This is a genomic window from Variovorax sp. J31P207, from assembly GCF_030316965.1.
GTDB lineage: Bacteria > Pseudomonadota > Gammaproteobacteria > Burkholderiales > Burkholderiaceae_C > Variovorax > Variovorax ginsengisoli_B.
Genome location: NZ_JASZYN010000008.1, coordinates 218,648 through 236,581 on the forward strand (window position 1 = coordinate 218,648; position 17,934 = coordinate 236,581).

The following is a 17,934-nucleotide window of genomic DNA, read 5'->3' on the forward strand; positions in this document are numbered from 1 at the left end:
CCGCGCTACTGCCCGATCACCGACCAGCCGGCCTGCTGGTTGGTCTTGTCGTTCTCGTATTCCCAGCGCGTGCCGCAGGCGTCGCAGCGGTAGCTGGTGACGTTGACCGTGTGGCCGTCGCGCTCTTCCTTGCGGCTCGATTGCTGCACCAGTTCGGCATGCCCTGGCGCGCGCCGCCAGTTGCGCTGGATGCCGGCGCATGACGTGCACAGCACCATCTTCTTCAGTTCGGCTTGTCGGTTGGATTCGTTCGCCATGGCGCTGCTGCTCTCTCGGGATGGGTGGCTCGGTCGGGCATGTTAACTGGCCGATCGGGGCGGGGAATGGGCCGCCTCGCCCAAGGGACTCTGTCCGTTGCCGGTTCCGGGCGCTGCCAGAATCCGCCGGCCATGAGGGTCCCCCCACCGCCTGCCTCCGCGCCAGCGACCGCCACACGGCATATCCGCCCACTGAAGGCCTGCGCCGCCATGGGAGCCATGCTGCTGGCGCTGGTGGTGCTGGGACATGACGGCCGGCGCGTGGCCCAGCTGTTCGCGCTCGGCCTGCCCTTGCTGGCCTGGATGCTGTGGCCGGTGCGCAGCCGCCGGATCCATCGGCTGCGCACCGCCCTGCTGTGGCTGGGCGCCATGGCCTTCGCCTTCGACGGCGTGGCGCGCGGCTACCTGCTGGAGGCCTACCAGGCGGCACCGAACAGCGCGCTGGTGCTGGCGTCGGCAGCCAATACCAACGGCCGGGAGGGCGCGGAGTACCTCTCGATGCACTGGCGCGCGCTGGTGGTCTGGGCGGCGCCGCTGATGGTTGCAGGATGGGTTTTCGGACGCTGCGTGCGGCAAGGCGCTCGGGCCACCGCACCCTGGCCGCCCTGGGCGATCGGGCTCCTGTGCGCGGCGCTCCTGCTGGCCGCCGCCGCCCATGCCAGCAAGCCCTGGCGCCGCCTGCATCCAGTGGCGTTCTGGACCGACTGGGCCCATTCGGTCCAGGCGCTGCGCCTCGCCTGGTCGGATCAGCAGCGTGCGCGCGACCAGGCCTTGCAGCGGGCCCGGGAAGCCGCGCCGGTGGCGACCCGGCCGGGGCCGTCCACCGTGGTGCTGGTCATCACCGACAGCATCAACCGCGACAACCTGGCGCTCTACGGCTACGGCCGGGCGACGACGCCGCGCCTGCTGGCGCACCGGCAACTGCTCGGCGACGACATGCTGGTGATCCGCAACGCCTGGTCGGTCGATGCCAGCACCCTGCCGGCACTGCGCAGCCTGTTCAACTTCGGCGTGCCGGCCGGCGAGTCGCCGCAGCACCTGCTGGCGCTGGCCCGCACGGCCGGCTACAAGGTCTGGTGGATGAGCAACCATGACGACATCGCGGTCGAGCAGGCGCATGCGCGCCTGGCCGACGTGGTCGAGATGGTCAATCGCACGCCGGGCCGGGCCGGCGCTTCGCTGGACGGCGAACTGCTCGACTGCCTGCAGGAGGCCCTGGAAGACCCGGCCGAGCGCAAGCTCATCGTGGTCCACCTGATGGGCGCGCATCCGCACTACAGCCTGAGATTCCCCGCCGGCGAGAACCCGTTCGACGACCAGGTCGATGCGGTCGAGACCGGCCTGGTCGAGCGCGGCCGTTCGAGCTGGGTGCGGCGCTACCGCCAGACCTACGACGCCGCGCTGCTTTATCACGACTTCGTGGTGTCCGAGACGCTGCAGCTGACGCGCCGGGCGGGCCGGCCGGGCGACTACCGGGCCTGGATGTACCTGTCCGACCACGGGCAGGAGGTCGGCCATGTGAGCGACCGGGCCGGCCACAGCCCGACCACCGCGTCGGGCTATCGGATTCCCGCCGTCATCTGGCAGGACCCGCCCGATGCCTCGCGCGCAGCCGGGGCTGCGCTCACGCCTCTCAGGGCGGACTGGGCCGGCTGGACGATCGCGGACCTGCTCGACATCCAATGGCCTGGCGCGCCGCCGGACCGCAACGCGCTGAGCGCGACCTATCGCTGGCAGGCGCCGGTGCTGCCGGTCGAGGTGAAATCCTTCTCGGAGTGAAGCGGAGCCCGGCACAATGGATGCGCCATGTGCCGGACCGCTCTGACCTTCGCGATGCTCCTGCTACTCGGCCCGGTTGCCGGTGCCGAGGTGGTGCGTTGCGCGGACGCGGCCGGCAACATGAGCTACACCGACGGCGCCTGCCCCGCGGGTGCCCGCGCGGTGGGGCGGGTCACGATCCTTGAGGCGCCGCCACCCGCCGCGGACGGCGGCGACCGGCCGGTGGCCGTGCCGCGCGAGCCGCCGGCGCCCATCGTGCATGCGCCGCCGGCGCCTTCCGGCCCGGGCGTGATCGGCAGCGGCGCGAACAGCAACCAGCAGGCCGGCGATTCGCGCTGGAGCGACCGCGGCAGCGACCCGATGCTGGTCGACGACGGTTCCGGCTATGCCTATCCCGGCTATGCCGGCGCCTATGGCCGGCCTGCGCCTCCACGCGACATGCGGCCGCGGATCCGCAGCTGCGACGCGGGCGGCTGCGACGACCGCCAGGGCAACCGGTACAACCGCTCAGGCCAGCTGGAGCGCTACCGGAGCATCGACGGCAAGAACTGCCAGCCGGTCGGGACGACGACGGTCTGCCGCTGAGCCGCTATCGGGGGCAATCGCCGCCGACCGAGACCGTGCCGTTCTTGCACTCCGTGAGGATCGGCTCGCCGCGCGCTCGCGCAGGGGCCGCCCCGGCCCCGCTGGCCGGTTCGCGCTGGTAGACGATCTTCTTGCTGCCGAGCTCGCAGCTGCCCACCACCTGGCCGGCCGCCACCGCAGCCGCGTCCACCGTGGTGACGGTGAAGCGCGTCACGCCGGCGGCGGCGATCTTGGCTTCGATCTGTGCCCGCAGGGCTTCGCAGGGTTCGGCGGCCGCGGCCGCGCCGGCGAACGCACAAGCGATGGGGAGCAGCCAGGTTCTGGTCATGACGGATGTCAGTCGAAGTTCAGAATCACCTTCATCGCCTGCGAGCGATCGGCCGCCAGCGCGAAGGCGCGGGCCGAATCCCGGTACGACAGCGTGGCCGAGATCAGCGGCTTGACGTCGACCAGGCCCTTGTTCAGCAGTTCGACGGCCACCGCGAACTCTTCGTGGAAGCGGAAGGCGCCGCGCAGGTCGAATTCCTTGGCCACGATGGTGTTGATCGGCAGCGTCATTTCGCCGCCCAGGCCGAGCTGGACGATCACGGCGCGCGGGCGCAGCGCGTCGAAGGCGCCGACCAGCGCGCGCGCGTTGCCGCTGGCCTCGAACAGCACGTCGAAGCTGCCCTTGTCGGCCGTGAAGCGCTGCAGGCCCTCGGGGTCGTCGGCCACGTTGACCACCTCGTCGGCGCCCACCTTGAGCGCCTTGCCCAGCGTGTGCGCGCCGACGTCGGTGGCCACGATGTGGACCGCGCCCGCGCGCCGCGCCGCGATGATCGCCAGCGCGCCGATCGGGCCGCAGCCCGTCACCAGCACCCGCTTGCCCAGCAGCGATCCGGCCCGGCGCACCGCATGCAGCGCCACCGACAGCGGCTCGGCCATCGACCCCTCGCCGTCGCTGACCGAATCGGCCAGTTTGTGGGCCTGGTGGGTCTCGACCACGATCTGCTGGCGGAAGGCGCCCTGCACGTGCGGGGTGCGCATCGCGCTGCCGTAGTAGCGCATGTCGAGGCAGTGGTTCTGCAGGCCCTGCTGGCAGTAGGTGCACAGGCCGCAGGGCCGGCTGGGGCTGATCGCGACGCGCTCGCCGACGGCGAAGCCGCGCACGTCGGCGCCCACCGCCTCGATCATGCCGGCCACCTCGTGGCCGAGCACCATCGGTTCCTTGATGCGCACGGTGCCGAAGCCGCCATGCTGGTAGTAGTGCAGGTCGGAGCCGCAGATGCCGCCGCAGCGCACCCGCACCTGCAGCTGGTCGGGCCCGAGCGGGGCGGTGTCGAACTGTTCGACCCGCAGGTCGCCGGGGGCGTGGATGACGAGCGCTTCCATGGGGGTCCTCAGAGGGTTGCGGTCACGCCGCCATCCACGTAGAGGATGTGGCCGTTGACGAAATTGGAGGCGTCGCTGGACAGGAAGACGGCCGCGCCGACCAGGTCCTCGACATCGCCCCAGCGGCGCGAAGGGGTGCGGCCCACCAGCCACTGGGTGAACTCCTCGTTCTTGACCAGGGCGTCGGTCAGCTCGGTCTTGAAGTAGCCCGGCCCCAGGCCGTTGACCTGGATGCCGTGCTGGCCCCAGTCGATCGCCATGCCCTTGGTGAGCATCTTGACCGCGCCCTTGCTGGCCGTGTAGGGCGCGATGCCGGGGCGGCCCAGTTCGCTCTGGACCGAGCAGATGTTGACGATCTTGCCGCGCCGGCGCCCGATCATGTGCCGCGCCACGGCTTGCCCGACGAGGAAGACGCTGTCGACGTTGGTCTTCATGAGCTCGTGCCAGTCGGCTTCGGCGAACTGGTCCAGCGGCGCGCGGCGCTGCATGCCGGCGTTGTTGACCAGGATGTCGATGGCGCCGACCTCGGCCTCGATGCGCGAAATGGCGGCCGTGACCGCCTCTCCCGAGGTGACGTCGAAGGCGGCGGTCAGCGCCTGCAGGCCTTCGCCGCGCAGCACGTCGGCGGCGGCCTCGAGCTTGGCCGCGTTGCGCGCGTTCAGGATCACGCGGGCGCCGGCGCCGGCCAGGCCGCGGGCCAGCGCAAAGCCGATGCCGGCGCTGGAGCCGGTGACAAGGGCGGTGCGCCCCGTGAGGTCGAAGGACTTGAGTACGTTGTTCGTCATGCGGTGTCCGAGGGAGTCATGGGAGGAACGGCCGGGCCAGCGCCATTGTCGGTCGGCCAGCGGCGCGCGGACGGCCGGGGTTTCCCCCTGGCTCAGTTCGCGCAGCGGGCCTCGAGCGCATCGATGAAGGACCGGTCCCAGCGTCCTTCCTTCATGGCGCGCATGGTGTTGGCCTCGACCTCGAGATGGGCGCGCGCCTTGGCGATCAGCGCCTCGGCTTCGGCCGGCGCGAAGGCCATCAGGCCGTCCTGGTCGCCGACCACGATGTCGCCGGGGTTCACCACCATGCCGCCGACCGAGACCGGCACGTTGATCTCGCCCGGGCCGTCCTTGTAGGGGCCGCGGTGGTTCACGCCGCGCGCATACACCGGGAAGTCGCGCGCCCGGATCTCCGCCAGGTCGCGGATCGCACCGTCGAGCACCACGCCGGCGGTGCCGATGGTGGCGGCGTAGAAGGACAGGATGCCGCCGATCACCGCATTCGAGAGGTCGCCGTCGGCATCGATCACGATCACGTCGCCCGGGCGGCAGAACTCGAAGGCCCGCAGCAGCGTGAGGTTGTCGCCGCCGCGCGACTTGAGGGTCACGGCCGTGCCCGCCATGGTGGCCGGGCCGGGCCGGTGGTAGGGCGTGAGGCCGACGCTGCCGATGTTGCGGTGCATGTTGTCGCTCAGTGCCGCGACCGGGATGTCGCGCAGCGCGGCGAGGATCGCTGCGTCGACCTGCGGCGCGGACGGGTTCTTGCGGATGCCTTTGAATGTCATGGTGGTGTCCTGGACTGCCGTGTTCGGGGTGGGGGGTCAGCGCAGCTCGGCCACGGCCCGGGCGATCCGGGCGCAGCCTTCTTCAAGCGTTTCGATCGAGGTCGCGATGGAGAGGCGGAAGTAGGGCGAGAGCCCGTAGGCGGTGCCCGCGACCACGGCCACGCCCTGGCTCTCGAGCAGGTACATCACCACGTCGCCGTCCTCCGCCAGCGTCTTGCCCGCCGGCGTGGTCTTGCCGATCAGGCCGGCGCAGTTGATGTAGAGGTAGAACGCGCCCGGCGGCGTCGCGCAACTCAGGCCCTCGATCGCGTTGACCAGCGCGAGCGTGCGGTCGCGGCGCTGCTTGTAGATGGCGACGCTCTCGGTCACGAAACTCTGCTCGCCGTTCATCGCCGCCGCCGCCGCGGCCTGGCTGACCGAGCAGCAGTTGCCAGCCGACTGCGACAGCAGCGTGTCCAGCGCGCGCACCAGGTCCACCGGCCCGGCCACGTAGCCGATGCGCCAGCCGGTCATGGCGTAGGTCTTCGACACGCCGTTGACGACCAGTGTGCGGTCGCGCAGGGCCGGGGCGACCGCGAGGATATGCGGCGTCTTCTGGCCGTCGAAGCGGATGTGCTCGTAGATGTCGTCGGTCATCAGCAGCACCTGCGGATGACGCAGCAGCACCTCGGCCAGGGCCCGGTACTCGTCGGCGGTGTAGCTCGCGCCGGTGGGGTTGCTGGGGGAGTTGATCAGCAGCCAGCGGGTGCGCGGCGTGATGGCCGCCTCGAGCTGCGCCGGCTGCAGCTTGAAGCCGCTGGATTCGGGGCAGGCGACGGTCACCGGCACGCCTTCGCAGGCGATCACCATGTCCGGGTAGGACACCCAGTAGGGGGCGGGCACGATCACCTCGTCCCCGGGCTCCAGCGTGACCGCCAGGGCGTTGTAGATGGCGCTCTTGGCGCCGTTGGTGGCGATGATCTCGTCCATCGCGTAGTGCAGGCCGTTCTCGCGTTCGAGCTTGGCGACGATCGCCTGGCGCAGCTCCACGGTGCCCGCCATCAGGGTGTAGCGCGTGGCGCCCTTCTCGATCGCGGCGGCGGCGGCCTGGCGGATGTGGGCCGGCGTGTCGAAGTCGGGCTCGCCGACCACGAGGTTCACGATCGACTTGCCCTGGCGGCGCAGTTCGTTGGCACGGTCGGCGGCGGAGGTGCTGGGCGAGGGCTTGATCCGCCGCACGCGGGCGGCAATTCGGGAGGTGGTCACATGTCTTCCTGGTTGAGGGATTGCACGGACCGAACGGTACGCAAATCCCGCTCGCGAGGCCAAGACGAGTTCGCTCTGGTCGTATAGGAAGAGCTTATGGTGGGTTGGGAAAGGTCTCCCGAAGGACTTCTGCCCGCGTGGGCATCGACGCCTGGGCGCCGACGCGCGTCACGCAAATTGCCGCAGCGCGTATGGCATGGCGAATGGCCTCGGCCATCCCGCGGCCTTCCGCCCGCAGGGCCGCAAGCGCCCCGATGAACGTGTCCCCCGCCGCCGTGGTGTCGACCGCGACAACCGGCTGCGCCTCGAAGTGCTGCGTTCCGGCACCCGAGCACCACACGACGCCTTGCTCGCCCAGGGTCACCAGCACGTCGTCCGGTCCGTTCCGGCGCAGGAGGTTCGCAGCTTCCCCGGCGTTCGAGCGCGTGACCAAGGGCATGCCGGAGAGGAGGCTGGCCTCGGATTCGTTGACGACCAGGATGTCGGTCGATCGCCACAGGTCGGGCGGCAGCAATTGCGCAGGCGCTGGGTTCAACAGGACGGTGCAGCCGGCCTGGCGCGATACCGCGGCGGCACGCACCACCGAGTCCAGCGGCACCTCGAGTTGCAGCAGCAGCATCGCCGCCCGTTCGAGGTGCGTCTGCAGGAGGTCCGCATCGGCGACAGTCACCGATGCATTGGCGCCGGGAATCACGGTGATGCAGTTCTGTCCGCTGCTGTCGACCATGATCATCGCCACGCCGGTGCTCTGGCCCGGTGTGCTGCCGACGCCGGTGTGGTCGACCTGACGGCTGTCCAGGGCTGCTCGCAGCTGGTCCGCAAAGTCATCGTCGCCGACCCGACCCACCATCCGGACGGAAGCACCCTGGAGCGCACAGGCCACCGCCTGGTTGGCCCCCTTGCCGCCGGGATTGACGAGCAGGCTCTCGCCGGTGAGGGTCTCGCCGGGCCCGGGCATGCGCGGCACGCGTGCCACCAGGTCCATGTTCAGGCTGCCGAAGACGACGACGCCTTGCCGCAACGCCGGGGCGTTCACTTGAGGTCTCGCTCCATGTCGTGCAGCTTCCGGACCCGACGGCGATAGTCTTCGTTGTCGTCGAACCTGGCATCGAGGAATGCCGTCACCAGGTCGTTGGCCAGCCAGGGTCCGACGATCTGGGCACCGATGCACATGACGTTGACGTCGTCGTGCTCGACGCTCTGGTGCGACGAATGCACGTCGTGGCAGACGGCGGCGCGGATGCCGCGCACCTTGTTCGCCGCGATCGCCGCGCCGACGCCGGTGCCGCACACCATGATGCCGCGCTCGACCTCGCCGGACAGCACCTGGGCCGTCAATGCCTGGGCAATGTCCGGAAAGTCCACCGGGTTGGCGTCATGGCTTCCGACGTCGACCACCTGGTGGCCGAGCGCCTCGAGATGGGCGATCACGCCGCCCTTGAGTGCCCAACCTGCGTGGTCCGAGCCGATGGCGAGTTTCATGGTGCAGCGTTCTTTCAGGTTTCAGTGGGTCATCGAATCGGGCAGGCCGACACCATAGAACTTCTTGTAGATGTCGCTCAGCTTGCCGTTCTTGAGGTTGGCGGCGACCCATTCGTTTAGCTTCGCCAACAACCTCGGCTCGCCTTGCTTGACGCCGATCGCGAGGTCGAAGTTGCGGATGACGAACTTCGGCTCCCAGGGCTTCTGCGGATTCTTGGCCGAGATCTGGTTCACCAGCGCCACCGACGTCGCGACCACCTCCGCCTGGCCGGTTGCGCCTGCGGCGACCACGGTGGCGTCGTCGTCGTAGCGCGCGACCTTGAAGCCCTTGTCGTTCGCCATGGCGCTCAGTTCGGTGTCCTGCGTCGTGCCGCGGGAGACCGTGACGTTCTTTCCCTTCAGGTCGCCCCAATCCTTGATCGACGCATTCTTCGGCGCGCCCACGACCGATTGAAGGACCGCGTAGGGCTTCGAGAAGTCGATGATCTTGGCCCGCTCGGGCGTGACCGACAGGGTCGAGATGACGATGTCGGCCTTGCCGGTGTTGAGGTTCGGGATGCGGGTCGCGCCGGTGGTCGGCACCCACTCGATCTGCAGGCCCCAATCCTGGGCCAGCAGCTTCGCGGTCTCGACGTCGGAGCCGGTGGGCTGCATGTTGGCATCCATCATGCCCGCCGGAGGAATCGCGACGTCGGTGGAGATGCGTATCTTCTTCGCCGCCATGATGTCGTCCAGCAGGTCGGCGTGCGCGGTCAATGCCAACAGGCTGAGGCAGGCTGCTGCGAGGGAAGCACGAATCGGTGTCATGTTGTCTCCTTGGTTTTTCGCTTGGGATCGGTGAAGCTACAAGTCGCTGTGCACGAATTGTTGGAGTTCCGGCGTTTGCGGATCGGTCAGGATGCTTGCATCGCCGTGCTCCCAGACGCGCCCGGAATGCATGAAGACCACCTTGTCGGCCACCCGGCGCGCAAAGGCCATCTCGTGGGTGACCATGACCATGGTCATGCCGGCGGCAGCGAGTTCCTCGATGACCTTGAGGACCTCGCCGGTCAACTGGGGGTCCAGCGCGGAGGTGACCTCGTCGAAGAGCATGACCTTCGGCTGCATCGCCAGCGACCGCGCGATCGCAACCCGCTGCTGCTGGCCACCGGAGAGCTGCTCCGGATAGGCCTTCGCCTTCTCCGACAAGCCGACCTTGGCGAGGACGGATTGCGCGAGTTCGCGCGCCTGTGCCTTGTCGACGCCCTTGGCGGCGCGCGGGGCCAGCATGATGTTCTCTTCGATCGTCAGATGCGGGAAGAGGTTGTAACTCTGGAAGACGATGCCGACGTCGAGGCGCAAGGCCTTGAGGTCGACGTTCGGGTCGTCCACGCGGCGGCCGCAGACCGAGATCTGGCCGCTGTCGACCACCTCGAGGCGATCGATGCAGCGCAGCGCCGTGCTCTTGCCGGAGCCGCTGCGGCCGATGATGGCCGTGACTTCGCCGCGATGCGCCTCCATGTCGACGCCGGCCAGCACCAGGTGGTTGCCGAAGCTCTTGCGCACGTCGCGCAGCATCACGATGGGATCGCCGCTGTTCATATCGATGTCGCTCATGTCAGTGAGAGTTGGCCCGGCGGGGTGGACAAGCTCCGGGCTTCCTGCGCCCGGGCGCTGCGGCTCTCGAGCCGGCGACTCCAGCGCGACAGGGGATAGCACAGCGCGAAGTAGACCGCCGCGATGATCAGGTAGACCAGGAAGGGCTCGAACAGCGAGTTGTTGATGATCTGGCCGGCACGCGCCAGCTCGACGAAGCCGACCACCGATGCCAGCGAGGTGTTCTTGACGATCTGCACCATGAAGCCGACGGTGGGCGGCGTGGCGATGCGGATCGCCTGCGGCAACACGACCTTCCGCATGCGTTGCGCGCGCGTCAACGCCAGGCATTCGGCCGCCTCCCACTGCGCGCGCGGCACCGAAAGAATGCAGCCGCGCCAGATTTCGCCGAGGTAGGCCGATACATAGACCAGCAGCGACGCGCTCGCTGCCGTCAGCGGCGAGATCTTCAAGCCCAGGGCGGGCAGGCCGAAGAAGGTCATGAACAGGATCACCATGAGCGGGGTGCCCTGCACCAGTTGCACGTAGGTGCCGGTGGCCAGGCGCACCGACTTGAGCGGCGACACCCGGCACAGCGCGACGACCATGCCGAGCAGGCCGCCGCCGATGAAGGCGATCAACGACAGGCCGATGGTCCAGGCTGCTCCCTGCAGCAGGAACAGCAGGTGATTGGCGTTCAGGCCGGTGGTCACAGGGCGGTCCCCAGGCGACGCCGGCGCGGAAAGAGCCACATGCCCAGCCCCCAGAACGCTGCGCGCATGGCGAGAGAGAGCAGCACGTAGAGCACGCCGACCAGCACGTAGGTCTCGAACGGCCGGTAGGTGTCGGACTGGACGAAGTTCGCCACGGCCGTGAGCTCCTCGGCGGAGATCTGCGAGCAGACCGAGGTCGCCAGCATCAGCAGCACGAACTGGCTGGTCAGCGCCGGGTAGACCCGCTCCATCGCCGGCAGCAGGACCACGTGCCAGTAGATCTGCCGGCGGCTGAGCGCCAGGCATTCGGCGGCCTCGACCTGGCCCTTGTGGATGGAGTCGAAGCCGGCCCGCATGATCTCGGTCGCATAGGCGCCGACGTTGATGATCAGCGCCGCGATCGCCACCGTGATGGCGGGCAGCTTGAGGCCGATGCTGCTGAGGCCGAAGTAGACCAGGAAGATCTGCACCAGCAGCGGTGTGTTGCGGATCGCCTCGACATAGGCGCTTGCCACGCGCTGCGCCCACACCACGTTGCTTCGCTTGGCGATCGCGAACAGCGTCCCGATGGCAAAGCCGATGACGGTGGCACCGGTCGCGAGTTTCACGGTCACGATCGCGCCGTCGAGAAACATCGGCCAGCGCGACAGCACCGCCGCGAAATCGAGCGTCATGCCGGCGCCTGTCCGCTCATGCGGTCGTAGACGCGAAACAGGGCCTGGTTGCCGTTGGATCCTTCGCCGTGGGCCCGTGCATCGAGGTATTGCGTCGTGACCAGCGAAGTGGCCGGCAGCGGCACGTTGGTTTCCGCGGCCTGCTGTGCCACCAGGCGCAGGTCCTTGAGCATCAGGTCGATCCGGAAGCCGGCCGAAGCGTCGCCGTCGATCATCTGGGGGCCCAGCTTGTCGAGCATCCAGGAAGCGGCCGATCCCCCCATGAGCACCTGGCGCAGCCGAGGCAGGTCGACGCCGGCGGCACGGCCGAGGGCCAGTGCTTCGCAGATCGCCTGCAAGTTGATGCCGCAGATCAGTTGGTTGCACAGCTTGACCGTCTGGCCGGAACCGCTTTCGCCGACGTGCGTGATCGTCGTTCCCATCGCCGAAAAGAAGCGCCGGGCCTTTTCGAAGGCTGCCGCGTCGCCTCCGGCCATGATGGACAGCGCCGCGTTCCGGGCGCCGATCGGACCCCCCGAAACGGGCGCGTCGAGGAATCCGACGCCGATGCGGGCCAGGTCGGCGGACATGCGGCGCACGGCGCCGGGCGCGATGGTGCTCATGTCGATGACCAGTCGACCCGCCGGCGGATGGGCAAGCAGTCCGCCGTCGCCATAGACGACAGCCTCGACGTCGGGCGTGTCCGGCAGCATCGTGACCACGGCGTCGGCCCCGGTGCTTGCATCGGCAATGCTGGCCGCTGCGTCGATGCCGAAAGGCGCGAGTGTGTCGACGGCCTCTCGCCGCACGTCGTAGGCCTTGACGCGATGGCCGGCTTTCGCGAGGTTGATCGCCATCTCGCGCCCCATCGTCCCGATGCCGATGAAGCCGACGACGCCCTTGCTTGTTTCATCGCTCATGGGGTTGCCTTGGCCTTCCTGGGTTTCTTGACGGTTGGCGGGGCCGCCGGCGTGGCGGGCGCCTTGCGGGGAGCGATTGCCTTCTGCCGCCTCAATTCGTCGCCGATGCGGAAGTGCTTGCGAAGGGCCTGGTCGGCGGCGTCTTCGTCGCCGGCGATCACCATTTCCAGCAGCAGGTGATGGTCTTCGACCACGGTGCGCTTGATCGACTCGTCCTTGTGCTCGCCCACCAGATGGCGGCGGTCCCGGTGCGAGCGGGTCAGCATCGCGGCCATCGCGCCATGCAGCTGGATCAGCGTGTCGGATTTGCTCGACCGCACGATCGCCTGGTGGAATTCGAAGTCGGCCAGTGCCCCTCCGGCAGCGTCGTCCACCGTGGCCTCGATGACGTCCAGTGCTGCGCGCATGCGCTCGATGTCGGCGGTCGTGGCGCGTTGGCAGGCGAGGCGGATGGCCTGGCATTCGAGTGCGATGCGGGCCTGCATGACGTCGTCCAGCGCATCCGGTGCCTGCGCCAGCGAAAAGGCGAACACGTCGCCGAGCACCGAAACGTCAGGCTGTCGCACCACTGTGCCGACGCGTTCGCGGATCTCGACCACGCCCATCATGGACAAGGCCCGAAGGCCTTCGCGCACGATCGGACGGCTGACGCCCAGCTGGAGCGCCAGTTCGCGTTCGGGAAGCAGCCGGTCGCCGGTGCGGATGCGGCTTTCAAGCAGCTGTTCGCGCAGGAACCCGAACACCTTGGCGAAGCCGGTCGTCTGGTTTTCGGACTCGGCGCGGGTGATGTTCGGAATCCGGGACTTTGTTGTCATGCCGTGGTTTTACCAGCGGCTGACCAACGTGCGAATTCGGGTAGTCCCGTAGCCTGGAAATGGCAGCGTGCTTAAGATGGGAACCCGACAGCCGAACGCCAGGCTTGTCTTTTGCATGTGGACCGGTCGTGAACCTCCGCCGCCTCAAATACTTCGTCAAGATCGTGGACATCGGCAGCCTGACCCAGGCGGCCGAGCACCTGTTCATCGCCCAGCCGGCGCTGAGCCAGCAACTGGCCACGCTCGAAGGCGAAGTCCGCCAGCAATTGCTCGTGCGCACCGGGCGCGGCGTCACGCCGACCGAGGCCGGCAAGGTGCTGTACCGGCATGCCCAGATCATCCTGCGTCAGTGCGAGCAGGCGACGGTCGACATGGAGGCGGCCGGGCAGGGCGTGTCGGGGCCGGTGTCGGTCGGGCTGGCGCCGGGGACGGCGGCCTCGGCGCTGTCGCTGCCGCTGCTGCGCACCGTGCGGGCGCGCCATCCCGGCATCCTGCTGTACCTCAACGAGAACTACGGCACCACCCTGAGCGAGCTGATCATGAACGGCCGCATGGACCTGGCGGTGCTGTACGGCGACAAGGCCATCCACGGACTGACCTTCCTGCCGCTGCTCAAGGAGCCCCTGTTCCTGGTCGGGCCGGCGTCGCTGCCGGCGCCGGCGCAGCCGGTGAGGCTGGCCGACCTGCACGAGATCGAACTGTTCCTGCCGCGCCCCTACAACGTGGTGCGCAAGCTGGTCGATGCCGCCTGCATGCGGCTGGGCATCGCGCCCCGGATCGTGGCCGAGATCGAATCCGCCTTCACCCTGACGGCCGCGATCGCCGACGGCCTGGGCGCCACCATCCTGCCGGCCTCGATGGCGCGCGAGGTGGTCGCGGCCTGCGGCGCCTGGCAGTTCCAGATCGTCGACCCCGTGATCGAAGCGCCGCTCGCGCTCTGCCAGTCCGACCACCTGCCGCTGTCGGAGCCGGCGCAGGCGGTCAAGGACATCCTGCTCGAACTGGTCACCGACCTGGACGGCGGCGCCGCCACCCGCTGAGCCCCGGGCCGCGGCCGGCGTCATAAGGCGCCCTTATCCCGCCACAGCCAAACCGTCTTTGGCATCGGCGCGCGCGCCAGTTACCTTTCATGCCAGCCGTCACGCGTTCGTGGAGCGCGTCGGTCCTTCAGGAGCCTGCCCCCAGCGGCGGACCCGGGTATGAACCAGGAACAGATCAAGCTACTCATCGATTCTCTGGCGGCGTCGGACCTTGCGGAACTCAGCTTCAGCGAGAACGGCAGCACGCTGAGGCTGGTGAAGAAGGCGACGCCCGCCGAAGACGGATCGCCGTCCACGGCGCGGGTCGCCGAGCCGGTGGCGCCATCGACTGCCGCCGACGCCTCGACCCTGTGCGTGGCGCCGCTCTACGGCGTGGTCCACCTGCAGCCGACGCCCGGCGAGCCTCCCTACGTGCGGGTCGGCCAAGGTATCGCAGCGGGCCAGACCCTTTGCGTGATCGAAGCCATGAAAGTCTTCAACGAGGTGCGCGCCGACGCCGACGGCATGATCGAAGCCGTGCTGGTGGCCTCGGGCGACGAAGTCGAAGGCGGGCAGGCGCTCTTTCGCATCCACCGGGGGCAGCCCGATGTTTGACACCGTCCTGATCGCGAACCGCGGGGAAATCGCCCTGCGCATCCAGCGCGCCTGCCGCGGGCTGGGCCTCAAGACCGTGGCGGTCCACTCGGAAGCTGACCGCGACGCGGTCTATGTGGGGCAGGCCGACCAGGCCCTGTGCATCGGCCCGGCGAGCCCGTCGCAAAGCTACCTCGACCCGTCGGCGCTGCTGTTCGCCGCCGAGGTCAGCGGCGCGCAGGCGGTCCATCCGGGCTATGGCTTCCTGTCGGAGAACGCGGGCTTCGCGCAGCAGGTCGAGGACGCCGGACTGGTCTTCATCGGCCCCAGCGCGGCCTGCATCCGCACCATGGGCGACAAGGTCGCGGCCAAGCGTGCGATGCGCAGGGCCGGCGTGCCCTGCGTTCCCGGGCCCGACGAAGGACTGCCTTCGGCGCCGGCCGAGGTGCTGGCCCTGGCGCGCGAGGTCGGCTTTCCGGTCATCGTCAAGGCCGCCGGCGGCGGCGGCGGGCGCGGCATGCGCGTGGTCCACGAAGAAAGCGCCCTGCTCGAGGCCATCGCCCTGACCCGCGAGGAGGCGCGCCGCGCCTTCGGCAACGCCGAGGTCTACATCGAGAAGTTCCTGCTGCATCCGCGGCATGTGGAGATCCAGGTGCTGGCCGACAGCCATGGCCATGCGATCTGGCTTGGCAGCCGGGATTGCTCGCTGCAGCGGCGCCACCAGAAGGTGGTCGAGGAAGCGCCGGCGCCGGGCATCGACGAGGCGCTGGTGGCGGAGGTGGGCGAGCGCTGCGCGGCCGCCTGCCGGCAGCTCGGCTACAGCGGCGTGGGCACCTTCGAATTCCTGTACGAGAAGGGCGCCTTCTACTTCATCGAGATGAACACGCGGCTCCAGGTCGAGCACACGGTGACCGAAATGACCACCGGCATCGACATCGTGCAGCAGCAGCTGCGCGCCGCACGCGGCGAACGGCTGGTGCTGACCCAGGCCGACATCGCCTGCCAGGGCCACGCGATCGAATGCCGCATCAACGCCGAAGATCCGGACAGCTTCGCCCCCTCGCCGGGCCGCATCACGGGCTGGCACATGCCGGGCGGCTTCGGCGTGCGGGTCGACTCGCATGCCGGCGCGGGCTACCGCGTGCCGCCGTACTACGACTCGATGATCGCCAAGCTGATCGTCCACGGCAGCTCGCGCGCCGATGCGCTCGATCGCATGCGCCTGGCGCTGGCCGAGATGCAGATCGAGGGCATCGCGACCAACGTGCCGCTGCATCGGGCCATCATGCGGGACGAGGGCTTCGCCGCCGGCGGCGTCGACATCCACCATCTGGAGCGCTGGCTGGCGCAGCGGAGCGCGGCATGAACGCGCTGCCCGCGACGCCGGCATTCAGCCTGCTCGGCACCACGGCGCTGCTGTTCGAGGCGCCGGGCGCGTTCGACCTGGAAGCCCAGCAGCGCATCTGGGCGCTGGCGAAGGAGGCCGAGGCCTGGCCCGAGATCCGCGAAGCGGTGCCGGGCATGAAGAACCTGATGCTGACCTTCGTCGAGCCGCCGCAGACGCTCGATGCGCTGCAGGAGCGGCTGATGGCCGCATGGCAGGCCGCAGTACCGCTCGCCCGCAGCGGTCGGGTGGTCGAGCTGCCGGTGGTCTACGGCGGCGCCGGCGGGCCGCACATGGCGGACGTGGTCGCGCACACCGGGCTCTCGGTCGACCAGATCGTCGAGCTCCACAGCGCGCCGCTCTACCCGGTGTATGCGCTGGGCAGCCATCCCGGCTACTGCTACCTGGGCGGCATGGACCCGCGCCTGGCCACGCCGCGGCGCAAGGTGCCGGTCATGAGCATCCCGGGCGGTGCGGTGTCGATCGGCGGTGCGCAGACCGGCGTCTCCGCGTCCGCCGGGCCGAGCGGCTGGAACACCATCGGGAGCACCACGATGTCCTTCTTCGACCCGGCGGCCGAGCCGCCGGCCGCCCTGCAGCCGGGCGACATGATCCGGTTCCGCGTGGAGGCCGTCTTGCGATGATCGAAATCCTTTCCAACGCGGCGCTGGCGACGGTCCAGGACCTCGGCCGCAACGGCAGCCTGCGCTGGGGCGTCGGCACCTCGGGCGCCATGGACGACCTGGCGCTGGCGGCCGGCAACCTGATGCTCGGCAACGCGGTGGGGGCGGCCGGCATCGAGATCCCGGTGTTTCCCTTCAAGCTGCGCTTCGGCGCGGACTGCGCCTTTGCCCTGACCGGCGCCGACTGCGACGCGCGGCTGGACGAGCGGCCCCTGCTGCCCTGGTGGACGCATCGCGCACGAGCCGGCGAGGTGCTGGCGCTGGGCGTCCCGAAGGGTCCGATGCGGGCCAGCCGGGCCTTGCTGTGCCTGTCCGGCGGCGTCGACGTGCCGGAGGTGCTGGGCTCGCGCAGCACCCAGCTGCGCGGCGCCTTCGGCGGCTTCGAGGGGCGGGCGCTGAAGCGCGGCGACGTGCTGCGCTGCGGCCATGACGGCCACGGCCGGCCCACCGGCTTCGGTCTGGTGCCGCCGGCGCTGGCCATGCCCCTGCAGCGCGACGGCATCGCGGCCGTGCGGGTCCTGCCGGCGGCCGAATACCTGGCCTTCGAACCCGCGTCGCGCGAAGCCTTCTGGAACCGGGACTGGAAGATCACCGCCCAGAGCGATCGCTATGGCTATCGGCTCGACGGCGAAGCGCTGCGGCCGATCGCACCCATGGAGCTGCTGTCGCACGGCATCGTGCCGGGCGTGATCCAGGTGCCCCACAGCGGCCAGCCGATCGTCCAGATGCGCGACGCCCAGCCTTCCGGCGGCTATCCCAAGTTCGGCACCGTGATCGAGGCTGACCTGTGGCGGCTCGGGCAGGCGCCGATCGGCAGCCGCATCCGTTTCATCGAGACCACCTGGGCGCAGGCCGTCGCGGCGCGCGACGAAGCCCGCCAATGGCTGGCGAAGGTCGAACGGATGGTGGCGCTGCATTGCAGCGCGCGGGGCGCCCGGTGAAGAAGACCGACGCACAACGCGAGGACATCGCGCGCTGGCTGGCCGCCACCGACATCGGCTATTTCGAGCTGCGCACGCCCTTCGAGACCCTGCGCTTCGGCGCGCCGCAGGCCCACTGCGCGACAACGACGCTGCGGGCCGCCTCGGTCGGCGTCTTCAGGCATGCGCACCCGCTCCATGCCGCAGCGCTGGCGCCCATCGGCGAGCCGGTGTCGGCGGGGCAGGCCGTGGGCGTGCTGCAGATCGGCCCACTCCTGCTGCCGGTGCTTGCGCCGGTGGCCGGTCGGGTGGCCCGGTGGCTCGCGGACGATGGGGCGGCGGTCGGCTTCGGCGCCGCCCTGATCGAGTTTCAAACGACCTGACGGCGAA

22 protein-coding genes are annotated in these 17,934 nt (G+C 69.5%); 8 read left to right on the top strand and 14 right to left on the bottom strand.

Annotated elements, in window-relative coordinates:
• Positions 1 to 5: 5 nt before the first annotated feature.
• A complete protein-coding gene (locus tag QTI68_RS26430; RefSeq protein WP_286509445.1) occupies positions 6 to 257 on the bottom strand; it encodes a hypothetical protein in 252 nt (83 codons plus the stop codon).
• A gap of 210 nt (positions 258 to 467) precedes the next feature.
• Between QTI68_RS26430 and QTI68_RS26435 the strand changes: the two genes are divergently transcribed.
• Positions 468 to 2,036, top strand: a complete 1,569-nt coding sequence (locus QTI68_RS26435) for a phosphoethanolamine transferase (protein ID WP_286525900.1) — start codon at positions 468 to 470, stop codon at positions 2,034 to 2,036.
• 27 nt (positions 2,037 to 2,063) lie between these two features.
• On the top strand, positions 2,064 to 2,621 hold the full coding sequence (locus QTI68_RS26440; RefSeq protein ID WP_286525901.1) for a DUF4124 domain-containing protein: 558 nt from the start codon (positions 2,064 to 2,066) through the stop codon (positions 2,619 to 2,621).
• A 4-nt stretch (positions 2,622 to 2,625) separates the two neighbouring features.
• On the opposite strand, the gene QTI68_RS26445 is transcribed toward QTI68_RS26440, so the two are convergent.
• From QTI68_RS26445 to QTI68_RS26505, 13 genes are all read right to left on the bottom strand, one after another.
• Positions 2,626 to 2,949 (bottom strand): DUF1161 domain-containing protein, encoded by a 324-nt coding sequence (locus QTI68_RS26445; protein ID WP_286525903.1) that lies wholly within the window; start codon positions 2,947 to 2,949, stop codon positions 2,626 to 2,628.
• Between the two features lie 8 nt (positions 2,950 to 2,957).
• On the bottom strand, positions 2,958 to 3,992 hold the full coding sequence (locus tag QTI68_RS26450) for an L-idonate 5-dehydrogenase (protein ID WP_286525904.1): 1,035 nt from the start codon (positions 3,990 to 3,992) through the stop codon (positions 2,958 to 2,960).
• Between the two features lie 8 nt (positions 3,993 to 4,000).
• Positions 4,001 to 4,777, bottom strand: coding sequence for a glucose 1-dehydrogenase (locus QTI68_RS26455; protein WP_286525905.1), 777 nt, complete (start codon positions 4,775 to 4,777; stop codon positions 4,001 to 4,003).
• A 92-nt stretch (positions 4,778 to 4,869) separates the two neighbouring features.
• The gene (locus QTI68_RS26460) at positions 4,870 to 5,541 is read right to left on the bottom strand and encodes an RraA family protein (protein WP_286525906.1); all 672 of its coding nucleotides are present in this window, start codon (positions 5,539 to 5,541) and stop codon (positions 4,870 to 4,872) included.
• Positions 5,542 to 5,577: 36 nt separating this feature from the next.
• Complete coding sequence (locus tag QTI68_RS26465; RefSeq protein ID WP_286525907.1) at positions 5,578 to 6,786, bottom strand: aspartate transaminase; 1,209 nt, start codon at positions 6,784 to 6,786, stop codon at positions 5,578 to 5,580.
• A gap of 94 nt (positions 6,787 to 6,880) precedes the next feature.
• Complete coding sequence (rbsK, locus tag QTI68_RS26470) at positions 6,881 to 7,822, bottom strand: ribokinase (protein WP_286525908.1); 942 nt, start codon at positions 7,820 to 7,822, stop codon at positions 6,881 to 6,883.
• Positions 7,819 to 8,268 (bottom strand): ribose 5-phosphate isomerase B, encoded by a 450-nt coding sequence (gene rpiB, locus QTI68_RS26475; protein ID WP_286525909.1) that lies wholly within the window; start codon positions 8,266 to 8,268, stop codon positions 7,819 to 7,821. Before rpiB ends, rbsK begins: the two co-directional genes overlap by 4 nt.
• A gap of 21 nt (positions 8,269 to 8,289) precedes the next feature.
• Complete coding sequence (locus tag QTI68_RS26480) at positions 8,290 to 9,075, bottom strand: transporter substrate-binding domain-containing protein (protein ID WP_286525910.1); 786 nt, start codon at positions 9,073 to 9,075, stop codon at positions 8,290 to 8,292.
• 36 nt (positions 9,076 to 9,111) lie between these two features.
• The gene (locus tag QTI68_RS26485; RefSeq protein ID WP_286525911.1) at positions 9,112 to 9,864 is read right to left on the bottom strand and encodes an amino acid ABC transporter ATP-binding protein; all 753 of its coding nucleotides are present in this window, start codon (positions 9,862 to 9,864) and stop codon (positions 9,112 to 9,114) included.
• On the bottom strand, positions 9,861 to 10,556 hold the full coding sequence (locus tag QTI68_RS26490; RefSeq protein ID WP_286525912.1) for an amino acid ABC transporter permease: 696 nt from the start codon (positions 10,554 to 10,556) through the stop codon (positions 9,861 to 9,863). Before QTI68_RS26490 ends, QTI68_RS26485 begins: the two co-directional genes overlap by 4 nt.
• Complete coding sequence (locus QTI68_RS26495) at positions 10,553 to 11,230, bottom strand: amino acid ABC transporter permease (protein WP_286525913.1); 678 nt, start codon at positions 11,228 to 11,230, stop codon at positions 10,553 to 10,555. Before QTI68_RS26495 ends, QTI68_RS26490 begins: the two co-directional genes overlap by 4 nt.
• A complete protein-coding gene (locus QTI68_RS26500; protein ID WP_286525914.1) occupies positions 11,227 to 12,129 on the bottom strand; it encodes an NAD(P)-dependent oxidoreductase in 903 nt (300 codons plus the stop codon). The genes QTI68_RS26495 and QTI68_RS26500 overlap by 4 nt, the downstream gene beginning before the upstream one ends.
• Entirely contained in the window at positions 12,126 to 12,944 is an 819-nt protein-coding gene (locus QTI68_RS26505; RefSeq protein ID WP_286525915.1) for a FadR/GntR family transcriptional regulator, read from the bottom strand. The genes QTI68_RS26500 and QTI68_RS26505 overlap by 4 nt, the downstream gene beginning before the upstream one ends.
• Positions 12,945 to 13,072: 128 nt before the next feature.
• Between QTI68_RS26505 and nac the strand changes: the two genes are divergently transcribed.
• The 6 genes from nac to QTI68_RS26535 all read left to right on the top strand — a co-directional run bounded on the left by nac (position 13,073) and on the right by QTI68_RS26535 (position 17,927).
• On the top strand, positions 13,073 to 13,984 hold the full coding sequence (gene nac / locus QTI68_RS26510) for a nitrogen assimilation transcriptional regulator NAC (RefSeq protein ID WP_286525916.1): 912 nt from the start codon (positions 13,073 to 13,075) through the stop codon (positions 13,982 to 13,984).
• Between the two features lie 159 nt (positions 13,985 to 14,143).
• Positions 14,144 to 14,578: an acetyl-CoA carboxylase biotin carboxyl carrier protein gene (locus tag QTI68_RS26515; RefSeq protein ID WP_286525917.1), complete on the top strand. Its 435-nt coding sequence runs from the start codon at positions 14,144 to 14,146 to the stop codon at positions 14,576 to 14,578.
• Complete coding sequence (accC, locus tag QTI68_RS26520) at positions 14,571 to 15,923, top strand: acetyl-CoA carboxylase biotin carboxylase subunit (RefSeq protein WP_286525918.1); 1,353 nt, start codon at positions 14,571 to 14,573, stop codon at positions 15,921 to 15,923. Before QTI68_RS26515 ends, accC begins: the two co-directional genes overlap by 8 nt.
• On the top strand, positions 15,920 to 16,585 hold the full coding sequence (gene pxpB, locus QTI68_RS26525; RefSeq protein WP_286525919.1) for a 5-oxoprolinase subunit PxpB: 666 nt from the start codon (positions 15,920 to 15,922) through the stop codon (positions 16,583 to 16,585). Before accC ends, pxpB begins: the two co-directional genes overlap by 4 nt.
• Positions 16,582 to 17,565 (top strand): 5-oxoprolinase subunit C family protein, encoded by a 984-nt coding sequence (locus tag QTI68_RS26530; protein WP_286525920.1) that lies wholly within the window; start codon positions 16,582 to 16,584, stop codon positions 17,563 to 17,565. The genes pxpB and QTI68_RS26530 overlap by 4 nt, the downstream gene beginning before the upstream one ends.
• Entirely contained in the window at positions 17,562 to 17,927 is a 366-nt protein-coding gene (locus tag QTI68_RS26535; RefSeq protein ID WP_286525921.1) for a biotin/lipoyl attachment domain-containing protein, read from the top strand. The genes QTI68_RS26530 and QTI68_RS26535 overlap by 4 nt, the downstream gene beginning before the upstream one ends.
• Positions 17,928 to 17,934 lie beyond the last annotated feature (7 nt).

Bases quoted from the DNA above. Each gene is read 5' to 3' on its own strand.
- pxpB (WP_286525919.1), top strand. From the start codon at position 15,920: ATGAACGCGCTGCCCGCGACGCCGGCATTCAGCCTGCTCGGCACCACG.
- QTI68_RS26515 (WP_286525917.1), top strand. From the start codon at position 14,144: ATGAACCAGGAACAGATCAAGCTACTCATCGATTCTCTGGCGGCGTCG.
- rpiB (WP_286525909.1), bottom strand. From the start codon at position 8,268: ATGAAACTCGCCATCGGCTCGGACCACGCAGGTTGGGCACTCAAGGGC.
- QTI68_RS26500 (WP_286525914.1), bottom strand. From the start codon at position 12,129: ATGAGCGATGAAACAAGCAAGGGCGTCGTCGGCTTCATCGGCATCGGG.
- QTI68_RS26430 (WP_286509445.1), bottom strand. From the start codon at position 257: ATGGCGAACGAATCCAACCGACAAGCCGAACTGAAGAAGATGGTGCTG.
- QTI68_RS26435 (WP_286525900.1), top strand. From the start codon at position 468: ATGGGAGCCATGCTGCTGGCGCTGGTGGTGCTGGGACATGACGGCCGG.
- QTI68_RS26485 (WP_286525911.1), bottom strand. From the start codon at position 9,864: ATGAGCGACATCGATATGAACAGCGGCGATCCCATCGTGATGCTGCGC.
- QTI68_RS26440 (WP_286525901.1), top strand. From the start codon at position 2,064: ATGTGCCGGACCGCTCTGACCTTCGCGATGCTCCTGCTACTCGGCCCG.
- QTI68_RS26450 (WP_286525904.1), bottom strand. From the start codon at position 3,992: ATGGAAGCGCTCGTCATCCACGCCCCCGGCGACCTGCGGGTCGAACAG.
- QTI68_RS26480 (WP_286525910.1), bottom strand. From the start codon at position 9,075: ATGACACCGATTCGTGCTTCCCTCGCAGCAGCCTGCCTCAGCCTGTTG.
- QTI68_RS26455 (WP_286525905.1), bottom strand. From the start codon at position 4,777: ATGACGAACAACGTACTCAAGTCCTTCGACCTCACGGGGCGCACCGCC.
- QTI68_RS26505 (WP_286525915.1), bottom strand. From the start codon at position 12,944: ATGACAACAAAGTCCCGGATTCCGAACATCACCCGCGCCGAGTCCGAA.
- accC (WP_286525918.1), top strand. From the start codon at position 14,571: ATGTTTGACACCGTCCTGATCGCGAACCGCGGGGAAATCGCCCTGCGC.
- QTI68_RS26495 (WP_286525913.1), bottom strand. From the start codon at position 11,230: ATGACGCTCGATTTCGCGGCGGTGCTGTCGCGCTGGCCGATGTTTCTC.
- QTI68_RS26445 (WP_286525903.1), bottom strand. From the start codon at position 2,949: ATGACCAGAACCTGGCTGCTCCCCATCGCTTGTGCGTTCGCCGGCGCG.
- QTI68_RS26460 (WP_286525906.1), bottom strand. From the start codon at position 5,541: ATGACATTCAAAGGCATCCGCAAGAACCCGTCCGCGCCGCAGGTCGAC.
- QTI68_RS26530 (WP_286525920.1), top strand. From the start codon at position 16,582: ATGATCGAAATCCTTTCCAACGCGGCGCTGGCGACGGTCCAGGACCTC.